Source organism: Paenibacillus sp. SSG-1 (assembly GCF_002224835.1).
Lineage (GTDB): Bacteria > Bacillota > Bacilli > Paenibacillales > Paenibacillaceae > Paenibacillus_AQ > Paenibacillus_AQ favisporus.
On record NZ_MBRK01000001.1, the window covers coordinates 4686731 to 4702926 of the forward strand.

The following is a 16196-nucleotide window of genomic DNA, read 5'->3' on the forward strand; positions in this document are numbered from 1 at the left end:
TCTTTCTCATTAGCTTACTCATAAACATTAGGATATCAATTCAGGATAACAGCAGCACCGTCTCATGAACAGAGAAGCTTTTTCATGCGGCTCCCCGCCGATTGATATTGCCACCGCCCCGTGCTGTTTCCGGCTTAACGGTACATTAGGAAGATTCGTCACAAGGGTCGCCTTTCGGGAGCTCCGCTTCCCGAAAGGCGCTGCTTCCCCGGCTCAGCTTCCTGCTTTGGCTGCCAGCTCCTTGCCGAGCTTGTCGATCTTGTCGAAGGCCTGCTCCAGGCTCTGCTGGCCGAACGTGACCGCGTCCATCTCTTTCTTGTAGGCGTCCACCCATTCCGTGAATCCGGGAGCCGGCGAGTAGAACGGCAGCGCTTTGTCGACGGACTGATCGTAAATTTCCTTGCCGAGCTTATCCTTCGCTTCCAAATTCGGCTCGAGCTCCTTGTAAATTTCCGGGTTGATCGGAATGCCGCGGGTCAGTCCGAGTGTTTTTCCCGCATCCTTATCCGTCACGAACCATTTGACGAAATTTTTTGCCTCTTCCTTGTTCTTCGAATTGGCGCTGACGCTGAGGAAAATAGTCGACTGTGCCCAGCCCCCGCCGGCCGGACCGGTCGGCATATTGACGACACCCACTTTGCCCGGCATCAGCTGCTCCAGCGCGCTGACCGAGCCGGTCGTCGCACCCCGGGTCATGACGACGCCGGAAGCCATCGGGTCCGCCTGCGGGTCGTTCTCCAGGAACGAGGCCGCCTGGTCCGCCGGAGGCACGATTTTGTCCTTGCGGAACTGTTCATAGGTTTGGTAGAACTTCATGAACAGGTCTTTATCCAGCGTGAACGTCTTGCCTCCGTCAGCCATGATCGGCGGCTTGCCCATCGCCGTCTGGTAGTAGTTGAAGCCGTCCCATGTCGTCGTGTCGCCGATCGGATACTTGCCTTCCGGCAGCTTGGCACGCGCATCCTTCGCCCATTGGAAAAACTCGTCGTACGTCCAGTCTTTATGCGGCAGCGGGATGCCGTATTTCGCCAGATCCTCCTTGTTGAAGGCGATCCCCTGCGCGTTCTGGCTGAGCGGAATGCCGTACAGCTTGCCGCCGATCTTCAAATTCTCGAGAACGCCGGGATCCACGATACCGGTCAAGTCGATATCGGACAAATCCTCCAGCTGCCCCCGGCTAACGTACTCCTGCAAATAGGCGGCGTCCATTTGAAGAACATCGGTAATCGTTTTCGATGCCGCCAGTGTCGGCAGCTTTTGCCAATAGGCATCCCAAGCCATGTATTCCGGCTTGAATTTTACGTCAGGATGCTGCTGCGTGTACAGGTCCAGCGCTTTTTTGGTCGCTTCGTGCCGTTCGTCTGGTCCCCACCACATGATGCTCAGCGTCTTTCCGCTGCCGCTTCCTTTTCCGCCGCCGCTGCAGGCCGTGATCGCGAAGAGCAGCGCCAGCAGGAGCGAGACCAGGCTCATTCGTCTCATGTTCATCATCTTCCGTTTCCCCTTTCGTTTTATATCAGCCATTTTTTCGTGAAATCTTATTACGCAGCCAAGCTACCCTTTGAGGCCGGTCGTCGCAATCCCCTCGACAAAATGTTTTTGCGCAAACAAAAAGATAAGCATGGACGGGAGGACGGACAACAGCGACATGGCGAGCAGCTGTCCCCATTGGATATCGAACTGGTCGATGAACATCCGCAGCGCCAGGCCGACCGTAAACTTTTCGACCGAGCTGATGTACAGCACCTGCGCGAAGAAATCGTCCCAGCTCCAGATAAAGGTAAATATCGCGACCGTCATGAGCGCCGGCTTGATCAGCGGGAAAATGATCCGGAGGAAGATGCCGTACACCGACGCGCCGTCGATTTTCGCCGCCTCGTCGAGGTCCCGGGGAATGCCCCGGATAAACTGGACCAGCAGGAAGATGAAGAACGCTCCGCCGCCAAAAAAATGCGGCAGCACCAGCGGCACGTAACTGTCCACAAAGCCCAGCTTGTTAAAGAGGATATACTGCGGAACGATCGTTACCTGTCCGGGCAGCATCATCGTCAGCAGCAGGATGGAAAACCAGAAGCCCCGCAGCTTGAAGCTCAGCCGGCCGAAGCCGTAAGCGACAATGGCGGCGGTCAGCACCCCGCCGAAGACGTTGCCGACCTCCATCAGGAGCGAATTGCCGAAGAAGTGGGCGAACGTGTACTCGCTGGAGAAATGCCAGCCTTTGCTGTAATTTTCCCACATCGGCGTCTTGGGCCAGATCGTCGGCAGGCTGAGCTCTTCGGTCTTTTTCAGGGAAGCGCCGACCCACCAGATGACCGGGTACAGCATAAGAAGCGAGAACAAGGAGAGAAACAGATGACTCGTTACCTTGGACTTCAGCTTCACTTCGTTCCCCCTCCTTCCGATTCGTAGAATACCCAGTAGCGGGATGCGGCGAAGTTCACGATGGTCAGGAGTGCGACAATGGCGAGCAGGATCCAGGCCAGCGCCGAGGCATATCCCATCTGGTAATGCTTGAACGCCTTCTCGTATAAATACAAGGCATACACGTAAGTGGAGTTAACCGGACCGCCCTTCGTAATGATAAACGCGGAGGTAAAGGTCTGAAAGGAGCCGATGACGCCGAGGATCAGGTTAAAAAACATGACGGGAGACAGCATCGGCAGCGTAATGCTGATGAACCGGCGGATCTTCGCGGCGCCGTCCACGGCTGCGGATTCGTACAGTTCCTGCGGGATCTGCTTCAGGCCGGCCAGGAAAATAACCATCGTCGAGCCAAACTGCCAGGTGTTCAGGAGAATGAGCGTGCCCAGCGAAGTGTCGGGATTGGAAATCCACCCTACGCCCTGGATACCGAACCAGGCGAGCACCTGGTTGATATAGCCGTCGAGGCCGAACATGTTGCGCCACAGGGCTGCCACCGCAATGCTTCCGCCGATCAGCGAAGGAAAATAGATGGCCGTCCGGTACAGGTTCATGCCTTTTAACTTCTGGTTCAGCGCCATAGCCACGAGGAGCGAGAAGAACAGCTTCAGCGGCACGGAGAACAGGACGAACAAAAAGGTGACGCCAAGCGATTTGGTAAAGGTCGAATCATTCGTAAAAATGTTGACGTAGTTTTCGGTTCCGACCCAGACCGGGTCTTCCAGCAGCGAGTAGTCGGTAAAGGACAAATAAAACGATTGGGCGATAGGCCACAGCGTAAGCAGTAAAAAGCCGATGAGCCACGGGGAAATAAAGATGTAACCCGCCAAATGGGTGTCCCCGGTCTTTGCGCGCTTTCGGACGGCGCGTCGGGTCTTTTCCGCTTCGGCTGTCGTTTTCGTTTCTGCAACCATCCTTTTCATTTCCTCCCCTCTTGCATTCCATCATCATAAAAATGATTGTAGTACTACTTTATTCGAAAGCGGTTTCATGATTAAAGGCGACGATTTTACGATAATGTTTGTTTTTTTAAAATCCGTCTGCGTCTCCCCCCGCTCCTTCAACTTCAGGTGGTAAAAATGAGATATGCTCCATTACGCCAATAACTTTCGATGTACATTTCAATGATGTTGGGTTACTTATAACGACAAAATTTAGATTTGTATCGTTCCAGGAGTTTGTTCACATATAACGAACAAAACTTTAGATGTGCATCGTTCCAGGAGTTTGTTCACTTATAACGAATAAAACTTTAGATTTGTCGTTCCAGGAGTTTGTTCACTTATAACGAATAAAACTTTAGATTTGTCGTTCCAGGAGTTTGTTCACTGACAACGAACAGATTGTGATTTTGTCTTTCAAAAGGTGGACAAACGCACCCTATCTTTACTCTCAATCTCCATCCCATATATAGGTTGGAATCTATATGTTAGTACAAGATGTAGAGACATCTGCATTTTAGCCGCCCGTAGAAGGATATAGTGCCGTGTCCATCTTTTATAAAACAAAACAAGAATATGTCCATTGGATAAGGACAGAGAAGGTTGTACGAGGGCTATTTCAAAAATGGGCAGTGCGGGGAAAAGACCAATTGATTTGAGATTTACGGAGTGCCGGGGAGCAGTTGATTGGTTTAAGATCCGGAGAGTGTCATAGAAAGGCCGTTTGGTTTGAGACTGGAGAGTGTCATAGATAAGCCGTTTGGTTTGAGATCTGGAGAGTGTCATAGATAGGCTGTGTGATGATCAGATGGATCAGCTCTGCTGAAAATTTATAAAGTCGATCATCTTAAGAAAGTCGCATCGACAAATCGGAATCCGTCCTTAACAATGGAATCAAGCACTAGGTTCGAAAGCATCCATTGATCGAGGAGGGATTTTGGAATGAAATTTGACAATCCGGAAGATATCATTCAGTTGACGCCGCAGTGGAAGGGCGAGCGGTTCGAGAACGGACGGCCGAAGGTGCCCGAAGACGTGCTGAGAAGAATCCGCAAAATTACGCTGGAAGAAGCGTGGGGGCCGCTCTGGCACCGGGGTTACAAATTCCAGTTTGAAGGCGACTTCAGAATCGTGCATCCCGACCAGGTCATGGTGGGACGCGCGGTCACCGCGGTCATGGTACCGCAGCGGCCGGATCTGCATGAGACGCTGCTGAACTACGGTCATGAACAGGAAGGTCGCAGCGGTTTCTTTAACCAGTGGGTGATCGATTCTCTCGTTGAAGATGACGTCGTCGTGGTCGATATGTTCGACAAGGTCCACCTCGGCACCTATGTCGGCGGCAACCTCTCGACGGCCATCTCCACCCGCACCAAGCGCGGCGGAGCCGTGATCTGGGGCGGCATCCGCGACAATCAGCAGGTGTCCGAAATCAAGAACATCAACGTCTATTACCGCGGAAGCGACCCGACGGCCATCGGTGAAGTCACCATGGTAGGCATGAACGTGCCGACCCGGATCGGCAAGGCAATTTGCCTGCCGGGTGACGTGGTGCTGGGCACGCCGGCCGGCGTCATCTTCATCCCTCCCCATCTGGCCGAACTGACGGCCGTGCAGGCGGAGAAATCGCAGGTGCGGGACATCTTCGGCTTCGTCCGGCTCAAAGAAGGCGTCTACTCCACTGCGCAGATCGACGCCTCCTGGACCACGGCGCTGTGGGAGGACTTCACCCAGTGGTTTGAGAGCGACGAGGCTGCCGCCGAGTATCGGCATCTGACCTGGGAGGCCGAGCTTGAGGAGGCTCGAAAAAACGAGCTCGACGGTCCGCGGAGCGACGTGCGGCTGTAGCGGGCTCACAACAACAAAAAAGGAAGCGGGCTGAATGGCCTGCTTCCTTTTTTTCGCTGCCTATTTGCAGATCGACTCCCGATACTCGCTGGGGGAGACACCGACCTTCTTTTTAAAAATTTGGCTAAAGTAGCGGGAATCCTGGTATCCGACCTTTTCGGCGACCTCATAGTTTTTGTAATGAGTGGTCCGAAGCATATCCTTGGCCTTGTCGATCCGGATTTCGGTCAAGTGCTCAATGAACGTCTTGCCGGTGTTCGTCTTGAAGAGCAGGCTCAAATAAGTCGGCGTAATGAACACCTTCTGTGCGACACTCTGCAGCGAAGCATACTGGCATTCCTGCTCCATGTAATGAATGGTCTTTTTAATAAGGCTGCGGTGGCTCTCTTTGAGCGTGGGCGAAAAGACTTCCCACAGGCCGGTCAGAAACCGGGTGACGTAGCGCTTCAGTTCATCCAGCGTGCCGATCTTCACCAGCGACGTCGCTTCAAACGGCTTGTAAGCGCCTCCATTCCCTTCGTCGGCAATCACCCTTTTTTCGATACCGACCAGCATCCGGATTGTCAGCTCATACATGCTCGTCACGTCGATCGGGCCTTTCTCCAGCAGCGCGGCATAAAACTGGTCCACCGCTTCTGCGATCTCCGCCTCCGTAGCGGCCGAGCGGAAGCCGGCGTACAGCTTTCTCTCCTTCTCGGCCGGGTAGCGCCCGACCGGCTCCATCCGGCGGATTTCGCTGTAATGGATGATTTGGCCCGTCCCGCGGTAAAACTTGTTATTCAGTGCAGCCGAAGCCTGCCGGTAAGAAAGATGGATGTCGCTCAAGTGGCTGCATGGCTTCCCTACTCCAATGTTCACCGGATGGGGAAACCGCTGTTGAAGCATCGCTTGCACCCGGACCAGCACCTCTTTGGAAACCCAGGAGAACAGCAGTCCGATCCTCCCTTCCTCGTCCAGAAAGACAACGCTCCCTTCCGGCACACGCTCCTGAAGATCGGCGCGCATGTTCTCAAGATATGCCAAGCGGTCATGCTCATGGTCATAAGGAGCGGTCGGCTCCAATAACGCAATGGCGGGAAACGTATAGTACGGGTTCAGGCGAAGCCGGGACAGGCTTTCCTTCAGTTCCCCCTTCATATTCGCTTTGCCGGAAATGAGGTGCCTTAGCAGGCGGTCCCTCATCCAAGTCATAACATCCTGGTCATCGAACAAGAAACGTTCATTTAACATGCTTCATTTCCCCTTTGTGAAAGGATAACGAACGAGAGGCATGGTTCTAGTCCATATGGATGAACTTATAGGCATGCATATGCTCGATAAAAGCCTCCTCAACCGCATCCCCGTCCCCTGTCTGGAGGACGGTGATCAGCCGCCGATGCCACTCGGCCAGCAAATCCGTCGTGTGATGACGATTGGAGATGGCCATAAAGCGCATCACCTTCGTCCTCATTTGGTTCCAGAGCTCCAGAATAGCCTGATTGTCGCAGCGTTTGTAGAAAAATCCGTGAAAATCCATATCCAGCTCGAGGATGCCCAGCGTGTCATCGCGCTCGACGGCTTCCTCCATCGACCGGATAATCATTTCCAATTGCTCGTAATCATCCTCCGACAAAGTTGGCATAGACGTTCGCACGGCGTAACCCTCAATAATTTCGCGAAGCACGAAAATATCTCTGATCTCCTTCGACGTAATATTGGAAACGACCGACCCTTTATTCGGAATGCCGTTAATTAATCCTTCCTGCTTCATCCTCTCCAACGCTTCGCGCACAGGCGCCTGACTGACCTGAAATTTACCCGCGATGTCCAGCACGATGAGCCGCGTTCCCGGCTGCAGCTCGCCTGCGATAATTTCCCGCTTAAGCGTCAAATAAATCTGTTCGCTGATGGAATTCCCCAAAGGGATGTAACTGCTGTTTGACATGACTCTCAGTCTCCATTCGCCGATCATCCATGACCGCAGATTTGACCAACACGTACGAAACGGCAGTCAGGTAACCGTTTTCAAAACGGTCGGTCGATAGGTTCGCTGACTTACGTTCCATCATCCCTCCCGCTATTATCGATTATCGATAATTTGTTTCCATCATTATATGGGGGCCAGATGCCTTCTGACAACGGAGAATTTTGACGAAAAGGGTTTGATTTTTTATGATCTTTTCGCGTATATCGACAATCCGTTTCCGTGGGGCTTCCATCCCTGCCCCTTCCCGCCGCAAGCCCTATCCGCCATCGGACAATCGAATGTTATCCAATAAAAGCCAATCCCATGCACCCTATTTTCGGTGTAACCCGTATAGTTCGTCCTACCTATTCAGGAAAAAAACAGGAAATGAATGGTTCTTCCTTTCATTTTTTCAGAAAAAAATGCCGGTTTATGAAATAAAGATATGAAAATATCGGGGGTACTTGTCGAAATATAGAATAGGAACTAAAACCGGTCGGAATCCTTTCCGCTCAGGCATGCCGTCCGCCGAAACGGATGAATCCATTCAAATATATTACATACCTATTGACGGATTCTCACGGATCGGCACATACGGCCCGCCCGGAGCTGCTCTTTTAAGCGCTGCGCCTGTTCACACAGGTGCTGCCGGAACTTTAGACCTATATCGACTGCAGGGGGAATCTCGTTTGAACAAGCTACTCAAGCAAATATCCGGGCTTTTCAACATTAAAAAGCTCAGAAGCAGACTGATGCTCTTCATCTGTCTGATGCTCATTATCCCGACCGTTGTGCTTGCCGTCTTCGCCGTGAACAGCGCCAAAGCACAGCTTCAGGACAAAATGGAGGACACTACGAAATCAAGCGTCATGCTGCTCGACAAACTGATCAACACGATGGTTGAAATGCAGCTGTCCAACGTGAAACAGCTCAGCAATCAGATTACGTATGCCGACATCGAAAACCACTCGGTGGAGACCCGAATCCTGATTGACGATTTTAAAGCGCAGCATCCGGAAATCGAAATCGTCTCGATCGGCACCGACAACGGGTCCTGGATGAAATCTCCTGACCCCGGTCAGCAGCAGTTCGATCCCCGGACCCGCAACTGGTACAAGCTGGCCATGAACAACAAGGGGCAGGCCGTTGTCGACGATCCGGCGATTTCGGCTACGACGAAAAACTATGCGGTCGCCATTTCCAAAACGCTGCCCGACGGCAAAGGGGTCATCAACATCAGCCTGAGCATCGGGAACATCAACAACATCGTGAAGCAGGTTCACCTTGGCAACGAGGGCTACATCTACTTAGTGGACCGCAATGGCCTGCTGATGTCGCACCCGACCGAAAAGGTGGGTGCCAAGTTTGTCGGCGACCAGCTCAAAACGATGCAGGGTAAAAATGAAGGGCTGCTCGACTACACCAATCCGATCAATGGCGTTGGCCAGCGCGGCTATTTCGTGACCAACGAGCTGACCGGCTTCAAAATCGTCGGCATCCTTCCGGAGAGCGAATATACAAAGGCGACGACGCCAATCTTCTGGACATCGGCCATCGTTCTTGTGATCGCCGTTATTGCCGCGCTGATCGTGATGTTCTTCATCATCCGCAGTATGACGCGTCCGATCGAGCAGCTGAACCGTTCGGCGAAGCGCGTGAGCGAAGGATATCTGAACGATCGCGTCGTGACGAAGCGGCGAGACGAAATCGGAGACCTGGCGCATAACTACAACGCCATGGTCGACTCGCTGCGCCGGATGGTACTGGACATGTCGGAAACCTCCAGCCAGCTGGCGGCCTCGAGCGAAGAGCTGACCGCCAGTACGGAGCAGAACGCGCAGAGCGTCGAATTCGTCTCCAATCTGATGACGGATTCAGCCCAGGAGGCCAACAACCAGGCCATCGCCGCGCAGGAAAGCGCGCGCACGATGGAGGAAATGGCCAGCGGTATCCAGCGTATTGCCGAATCGGCCAGCACCATCGTCGATTCGTCGAACCGTACGGAAGAAGACGTGCACGCCGGCAGCCGGAAGGTTCAGCTGGTCAGCACGCAAATGGACACGATCAAGAAGTCCACGCACGAGTCTGCTGCGCTGATCGAGAAGCTGAACGACCACAGCGCAAGCATCGCCGCAATGAGCACGGCGATCTCCGAAGTGGCTAAGCAGACCAACCTGCTCTCCCTGAACGCCGCGATCGAAGCGGCGCGGGCCGGCGAGCATGGACGCGGCTTCGCCGTCGTCGCCGAGGAAGTCCGCAAGCTGGCGGATCAGTCGAATCTCACGGCGGAGGAAATCCAGCACACGATCCAGGAGATGACGATGCTGATCACTGACGCGTATAACGTGATGCGTCATAAAGTGCAGTCCGATGTGGATCAGGGGATGGAAGTTACGGCAGAGGCGCTCGAAGCTTTTGCCAATATCGAAAAGTCCGCCAAGCAGATTACCGACCAGATCCAGGACATTTCCGCCGTCACCGAGCAGATGTCCGCGAGCAGCGAAGAAGTGTCCGCCTCCGTGCAGGAAGTGGCCAGCATTTCGCGCAACACGGTCGCATCGTTCGAGCGCGTAAGCGCCGCAAACCAGGAGCAGCTGGCGTCCATGGAAGAAATCTCCTCTTCGGCGAACAGCCTGTCGAAGATGGCGGTGGACATGCAGGAGAAAATCGACCGCTTCAAGCTGGAGGGCTGATGGGGGCGGGCAGCAGCCCGCTTGATTTCCCGGCCCCGGAGGTTTAAGAAATGTTAAAAAGCGTACCGTACGGTTTAAGTCCGAGCGGTACGCTTTTTGGTGTGTATACGGGTGTGTCCCCGTCGGTATGCCTTTTAGTGCTTGCAGGTTGATGTGTTTCCCCATTAACCTGAGCGGTTCCCAGTCACAATTCCAGCAAGTGCTCGCTTAATGCCCAAAGCGGCGGCTCAGCACATGATGCGGGTTTTGCAGGAACGGGCTGCGCGTATTTTTGAGCGTTTCAATGCGCTCAAGCGCTAGCCGGTCCGCGGCGGCATACGTCGGGATGCCGGCTTCCCGGGAGATGTCGAAGATGCGGGAGATGCTGTTATAGATCCCGCTGATTTGCTTCCAGGCGCGGTCCTTGTTATAGCCGTTTAGCTCGTCGGCAATATTGATGACGCCGCCGGCGTTAATGACGTAATCCGGCGCGTAGACGATGCCCAGCTCGTGAATCAGGTCTCCGTGCCGGGCTTCCTTCAGCTGGTTATTGGCCGAGCCGGCAATAACCTTTGCCTTCAGCTTCGGAATACTCTCATCATTGATGATGGCGCCCAGCGCACAGGGGGAGAAAATATCGCAATCAACGCCGACAATATCTCCTGGCGCCACCGCAGTGGCGTTATACTTCTCCACCGCGCGGCTGACTGCCTCCTCGTTGATATCCGTCACGATCAGCCGGGCTCCCTCCTGATGCAAATACTCGCACAGGTGGAAAGCCACACTGCCGACGCCCTGCACCGCAATCGTCCGGCCTTCCAGCGAATCCGAGCCGAAGGCTTCCTTGGCGGCGGCCTTCATGCCTTGATATACGCCGTAGGCCGTCGCCGGCGACGGATTGCCGGACGAGCCGTAGGTCGGGGAAATCCCGGTCACATAATCCGTCTCCTGATGAATGATATCCATGTCGGCCACCGTTGTTCCGACATCCTCTGCCGTAATATAGCGGCCGTTCAATCCTTGTATGTATCTTCCGAAAGCCCGGAACATCGCTTCGTTCTTGTCCTTTTTCGGATCGCCGATGATGACGGTCTTGCCTCCGCCCAGGTTCAGGCCTGAAATGGCGTTCTTATAGGTCATGCCCTTAGCCAGGCGCAATGCGTCTTCGATTGCGGCTTCCTCGGAAGCGTAAGTCCACATCCGGGTCCCGCCCAGTGCCGGCCCGAGCGTCGTATCGTGAATCGCAATGATCGCTTTGAGTCCGGATGACTTGTCCTGACAAAAAAGCAGCTGCTCATAATCGTACTGTTCCATTGCGCTAAACAGTTCCATATCGGTGTTCCCTCCATTGTGCTTCATGCCTCATGCTACTCACGCTTATAAGCGTAACAGGATCATTATAGTAATGATTTGACTTGAAAGTAAAGTTTTCACCCGTGTTATCCGACTTTCCGGGCTTTACCCGACTAGGCACGCATGAATACAAAAAAGACGGCTGACGCCGTCTTAAAATGCTTTGTCCCTGCTTCTCACGCTTTCGTCTGCAACCCCCAACCGGCGGGATACGATGCGCCGAGCGATACCGGCAGGCTCCCTTTGAAAGGGATAGCGCCGGCTATCGCCTTGGCGGTGCTCACAAGCGCCAGCGGGCGGCTCTCGTAGGCCGCAACCAGTGCAGACGCTTCCGGAAAACACATCAGGTCGTACGGATTGCGAAGCGCGGCCACCACGACCGGTTTGCCAAGCGCGAGCAAATCCTGGACCAGCTTGATCTGCGCCGGGTCAAACTGCGCATTGTACGTGCCCACGACGATCTGCCGCACCTCCCCGCCTTCGGCTTCCTCCATAAGGCGGCCCGCCTGTTCCGCCACTTCGGCCAGCGGCACCTGACGGTCGCTCACGTCGATCCCCTGTGCGGCCAGGGCGCTGCCCAGGCTTTCCGTCCTCGCGATCGCTTCGTCGGCGATCGTCAGCGCGGCAGCCGCGACCGAGATGACCAGTGTGCGCTCCCGTTTCAGCGGCAGGATGCCATCCCTTGCTTGCACCAGCGTAATGCTTGCCTCGCTGATCCGTCGGGCCAGATCCATGTGGGCTGCGCTCCCGGGGAGCTTGTCCCGCAGTCCGGGCGCTGCCTGTTTGCCATTCTGGGCCAGCTCGTCATGCAGCCCATGCAAGTCTTCGACAACCTGCCCGTCCAGCTCCGGCCGCAGCGTCCCCAGCTCCGCCGGGCTCCCGAGCAGTCCGCGCTTCGCCTTCAGCGCAAGCAGCCTCCGCACGGAGGCGTCGATTCGGCTCTCCGCGATCCGGCCGGAGCGGACCGCCTGCTCCAGTGCCTCCATCGCCTCCACCTGCAGCTGCGGGGTCTGGCTAATCAGGACGGTGTCCGCTCCCGCTTCGACCGCCATCACCGCAGCCTTGACGGTGCCGTAATGCTCGGCGATCGCTTTCATTTCCATGCAGTCGGTCATGACGACGCCATCGTAGCCGAGCTCCTCGCGCAGCAGGCCGGTCAGCACGGCATGCGACAGCGTTACCGGCAGCTTGGACGGCTCTAGCGCCGGAAAATAAATATGCGCCGACATGACCGCGTCGATGCCTTCGGCGATCGCCTTTTTGAACGGAACGAGCTCCACCTCATCCATCCGCTCCCGGTCGTGTGTAATCGTCGGCAGGTCCAGATGGGAGTCCACGGCGGTATCCCCGTGCCCGGGAAAATGCTTCGCCGTGGCCGCGACGCCCGCGTCCTGCAGACCGCGGAAAGCAAGCGTCCCGTACTCCGCCACCGCTTCCGGGGACTCCCCATAGGAACGGACGCCGATGACCGGATTCAGCGGATTGTTGTTCACGTCGAGCACCGGCGCAAAGTTCAGGTTGATGCCAAGGGAACGCAGTTCCTCCCCGCTGACGCGCGCGGACTCGTACACCCAGTCCGCCGAGCCCGCGGCGGCCAGCGCCATATTTCCCGGCATCAGAGCGACGCCTTCCGTGATCCGGGCGACCATTCCGCCTTCCTGATCAATGGAAATCCACAGAGGCAGCGTCCCCGACGCTGCGGCCGCCTGCTGCAGATCCCGGCTCAGCCTACCCACCTGCTCCGTCGTCTTCACGTTGCGGGCGAAATAAATGACGCCGCCGATCTGATGCGTGCTGATGAACTGCCGCAGCTCCTCGCTGATTTCCGTCCCCCAAAAGCCGCAAACGAACATCTGCCCGATTTTTTGCCGCAGGCTCATGCTCTTGATCAGCTGATCGATCTTCCGTTCCTGATTCATCGTGATATCCCCCTAGCTCATATGCTGTATCAATTGCGCTGCTGATTCCGATCTGATTCCAATATCTGCGAAATACCATCATCGCTCCCAAATCCATGACAGCATGATTTAAAATATCGATTCTGATAGGATTCGAATCTTCAATGATCCATCACTCTGATTTCAATTTCGGTATACCGGATCCGGTTCCCCCTGCGATTCCTTCTCCCTATTCCGTCCGCTCCTGCAGCCGCTCATGCAGAAAATCGACGATATGGACGGCCTTCATGCTGCCGCTGAGGCCTTCCTTCTCTATGCCGTGCTTCATCTGGAGCAGGCAGCCGGGATTGCTGGTCAGCAGATACTGGGCTTGCGTCGCTTCCACATGCTCCATCTTGTGATCCAGAATGCTGCCGGCCATTTCCGGCTGTGTCACGTTGTAGATGCCTGCTGAGCCGCAGCAGCGATCGGCGTTTTTCATTTCGATAAACTCGGCGCCCTCCACTTGGCGCATCAAAACGCGCGGGGCGTCCGCCGATCTCATCACATTGCGCAGATGGCAGGAATCCTGGTAGGTGATTCTCACCTTCGAATCCCCTTCTGAAGCAGGTACTGCCGAAGGGACGCCGAAGTTTAAGCTTCGGCCCGCACGGACAAGCAGCTCGCTGACGTCGACGACACGCCCGGCGAACCAGGCTGCATCATCCCGCCACTGCGGATCTTCATGCAGCAGATGGTCGTATTCGGTCAGGATTGCCCCGCAGCCGCCCGCATTGGAGACGATATAATCCACATTCGCCTCCTTGAAGGCGCGGATGTTGCTGCGGGCGAGCTCCCGCGCTCCTTCCGCCTCGCCGCTGTGCGCATGCAGGGCGCCGCAGCAGTTCTGTGCCGCCGGAATCACTACATCGAAGCCGGCTGCGGTAAGCAGATCCACGGTATGAATGTTCGTGTCCGTGAACAGCACATCCATAATGCAGCCTCTGAAGAGCGCTGCAGTTGCGATTTTCTCGCCTTTTGCCGGGTGATACGCGCCGATCTTCTCCAGCACGCCCTTGCCCGAAGCTTCGGGCAATATTTTCTCCATATCGCTGATATGCTTCGGAAACAGCTTCATGATGCCGGTGGACCGCGCTGCCTTCCGCAGCCCCGACTTCTGGTACAGCTCGAGGCCTCGGCCCACCAGCTTCATCCGCTTCTGATGCGGAAATACCGTTTTGAACGCCGCATGACGGGCAGCCTTCACCAGCGGTTTATGCTGCTTGTGATCCTCGATCGCGTCCCTTGCCTGTTCAATAAGCTGCCCGTATTTGACGCCCGCCGGACAGGCCGGCTCGCAGGCGCGGCAGCCGAGGCAGTGGTTCATCTGCTCCTCGAACGCCCCATCCGGCTCCATAATGCCATCTGCAACGGCCTTCATCAGGGCGATCCGGCCCCGCGGCGACTCGGCCTCGATGCCCGTCTCGGCAAAGGTTGGACACGCCGGAAGGCAGAAGCCGCAGCGCATGCAGTTGGTCAGCTGGTCCTCATCGAGGCGCAGCCGGAGCGTCTCGGCGAGCGGATTCGCCCGCTCCTTCACGTTCACCGTGTTACCCACGATCGATCACCACCCGTTTTCTTGTTTCTTTTGCGAACATTTTCCCCGGATTCAGCAGGTTTTGCGGATCAAAGGACTGCTTGATCGCCTTCATGACCTCCATCCCCGCTGCCCCGACTTTCCATTCGAGGAACGGCGATTTCACCAATCCGACCCCATGCTCGCCGGTAATCGTTCCCCCGAGCCGGATCGCTGCTTCGAAGATTTCCTCGAACGCTTCGTCCACCCGGTGAATTTCCTCCTGATTGCGCGCATCGGTCGTTGCCGTCGGATGAAGGTTGCCGTCTCCCGCATGGCCGAAGGTGCAGATCTGGACGTCGTATTTCTTCGCGATGCGGTTGATCTCAAGCACCATATCCGCGATCTTGGAACGCGGCACCGTCGCGTCCTCGAGAATCGTCGTCGGCTTCAGTCTTGCCAGCGCGGTAAACGCGCTGCGCCGGGCGGTCAGCAGCTTCTCGGCCTCCTCCGCGCTCGCCGCGATACTCACTTGATCGGCCTGCTCGCTGCGGCAGATGTCCGTGATAAGCGCAATATCCCGCTCCACGGTTTCCATGTCGCCGTCCTGTTCGATCAGCAGGATTGCTTCCATGTCGAGCGGCAGCCCCAGCTTCGCATAATCGTCCACGACCCGGATCGTGGAGCGGTCGAGAATTTCCAGGGTAGCCGGGATGATCCGGTTCTCGATGATTTTGGATACCGTACGGGCCGCGCCGTACAAATCCTTATACATCGCCAGCATCGTCTTCTTGTACTTCGGCGGCGGAATCAGCTTCAGCGTCGCCTCCGTGATGATGGCCAGCGTGCCTTCCGAACCGACCAGCAGTTTCGTCAGATCGTAACCGGCCACATCCTTCATCAGCTTGCCGCCGGTTCGAATGATGTCGCCGCTCGCCAAGACCGCCTCCAAACCGATCACGTAATCTTTGGTCGTTCCGTATTTCAGCCCGCGCAGGCCGCCCGAGCATTCAGCGATATTGCCGCCGAGGGTCGAGATCGACATGCTGCTCGGGTCCGGCGGGTAGAACAGGCCGAGCTCCTCCACATGCGTAATAAACTGTTTCGTATTTAGCCCAGGCTGAACGATTGCCGTTAAATTTTCCATATCGATCTCGAGGATCCGGTTCATCCGGTGCATGACCATGACGACGCCGCCTTGAACGGGCACCGTGCCGCCGCACAGGTTCGTTCCCGAACCCCGGCCGACGACAGGGATTTTATGCCGGCTCAGCACCTTCATCACTTCGGAGACCTGGCCGGTATTTTCCGGGTATACGACCGCATCCGGCAGCGACTGCAGCATCGGCGTGCCGTCATACGAATGCGTGACCAGCGACTGGGGATCATCCTTTACATAAGAGCTGCCCAAAATGGCAACAAGCTCGCGTTTTACGTCTTCCTGCAGCAAGGAAAACACTCCTTTACATTCCATAATCGATATCAGTGCGAAGAAATTAGTCAGGTCATCTGATGACTTTTATTGTGATCAAGTATACACTAAAATAAATGAATCTATATAGA

General features: G+C 55.6%; 11 protein-coding genes. 2 read left to right on the top strand and 9 right to left on the bottom strand.

Annotated elements, in window-relative coordinates:
- Positions 1-213 precede the first annotated feature (213 nt).
- The 3 genes from BCV73_RS21735 to BCV73_RS21745 all read right to left on the bottom strand — a co-directional run bounded on the left by BCV73_RS21735 (position 214) and on the right by BCV73_RS21745 (position 3344).
- Complete coding sequence (locus BCV73_RS21735; protein WP_256992941.1) at positions 214-1482, bottom strand: ABC transporter substrate-binding protein; 1269 nt, start codon at positions 1480-1482, stop codon at positions 214-216.
- 72 nt (positions 1483-1554) lie between these two features.
- Positions 1555-2325: a carbohydrate ABC transporter permease gene (locus BCV73_RS21740; RefSeq protein ID WP_076173753.1), complete on the bottom strand. Its 771-nt coding sequence runs from the start codon at positions 2323-2325 to the stop codon at positions 1555-1557.
- 53 nt (positions 2326-2378) lie between these two features.
- Positions 2379-3344 carry a carbohydrate ABC transporter permease gene (locus tag BCV73_RS21745; RefSeq protein WP_084204072.1) on the bottom strand — a complete coding sequence of 322 codons (966 nt, stop codon included), beginning with the start codon at positions 3342-3344 and terminating at the stop codon, positions 2379-2381.
- 960 nt (positions 3345-4304) lie between these two features.
- Here BCV73_RS21745 and BCV73_RS21750 point away from each other — a divergent pair.
- Positions 4305-5210, top strand: coding sequence for an RraA family protein (locus BCV73_RS21750; RefSeq protein WP_089548503.1), 906 nt, complete (start codon positions 4305-4307; stop codon positions 5208-5210).
- 60 nt (positions 5211-5270) lie between these two features.
- On the opposite strand, the gene BCV73_RS21755 is transcribed toward BCV73_RS21750, so the two are convergent.
- Together BCV73_RS21755 and BCV73_RS21760 are read right to left on the bottom strand one after the other, a co-directional pair.
- Complete coding sequence (locus BCV73_RS21755; protein ID WP_089548504.1) at positions 5271-6440, bottom strand: helix-turn-helix domain-containing protein; 1170 nt, start codon at positions 6438-6440, stop codon at positions 5271-5273.
- A gap of 46 nt (positions 6441-6486) precedes the next feature.
- On the bottom strand, positions 6487-7134 hold the full coding sequence (locus BCV73_RS21760; protein ID WP_076173642.1) for a GntR family transcriptional regulator: 648 nt from the start codon (positions 7132-7134) through the stop codon (positions 6487-6489).
- Between the two features lie 710 nt (positions 7135-7844).
- On the opposite strand from BCV73_RS21760, the gene BCV73_RS21765 reads away from it, so the two are divergent.
- Entirely contained in the window at positions 7845-9848 is a 2004-nt protein-coding gene (locus BCV73_RS21765) for a methyl-accepting chemotaxis protein (RefSeq protein ID WP_318672479.1), read from the top strand.
- Between the two features lie 207 nt (positions 9849-10055).
- On the opposite strand, the gene BCV73_RS21770 is transcribed toward BCV73_RS21765, so the two are convergent.
- The 4 genes from BCV73_RS21770 to BCV73_RS21785 form a co-directional block, all read right to left on the bottom strand.
- A complete protein-coding gene (locus BCV73_RS21770) occupies positions 10056-11159 on the bottom strand; it encodes a Leu/Phe/Val dehydrogenase (protein ID WP_089548505.1) in 1104 nt (367 codons plus the stop codon).
- A 197-nt stretch (positions 11160-11356) separates the two neighbouring features.
- The gene (gene nagZ / locus BCV73_RS21775) at positions 11357-13099 is read right to left on the bottom strand and encodes a beta-N-acetylhexosaminidase (RefSeq protein WP_089548506.1); all 1743 of its coding nucleotides are present in this window, start codon (positions 13097-13099) and stop codon (positions 11357-11359) included.
- A 208-nt stretch (positions 13100-13307) separates the two neighbouring features.
- A complete protein-coding gene (locus BCV73_RS21780; protein WP_343219916.1) occupies positions 13308-14675 on the bottom strand; it encodes a (Fe-S)-binding protein in 1368 nt (455 codons plus the stop codon).
- Complete coding sequence (locus BCV73_RS21785) at positions 14668-16083, bottom strand: FAD-binding oxidoreductase (RefSeq protein WP_076173638.1); 1416 nt, start codon at positions 16081-16083, stop codon at positions 14668-14670. The genes BCV73_RS21780 and BCV73_RS21785 overlap by 8 nt, the downstream gene beginning before the upstream one ends.
- Positions 16084-16196: the final 113 nt, after the last annotated feature.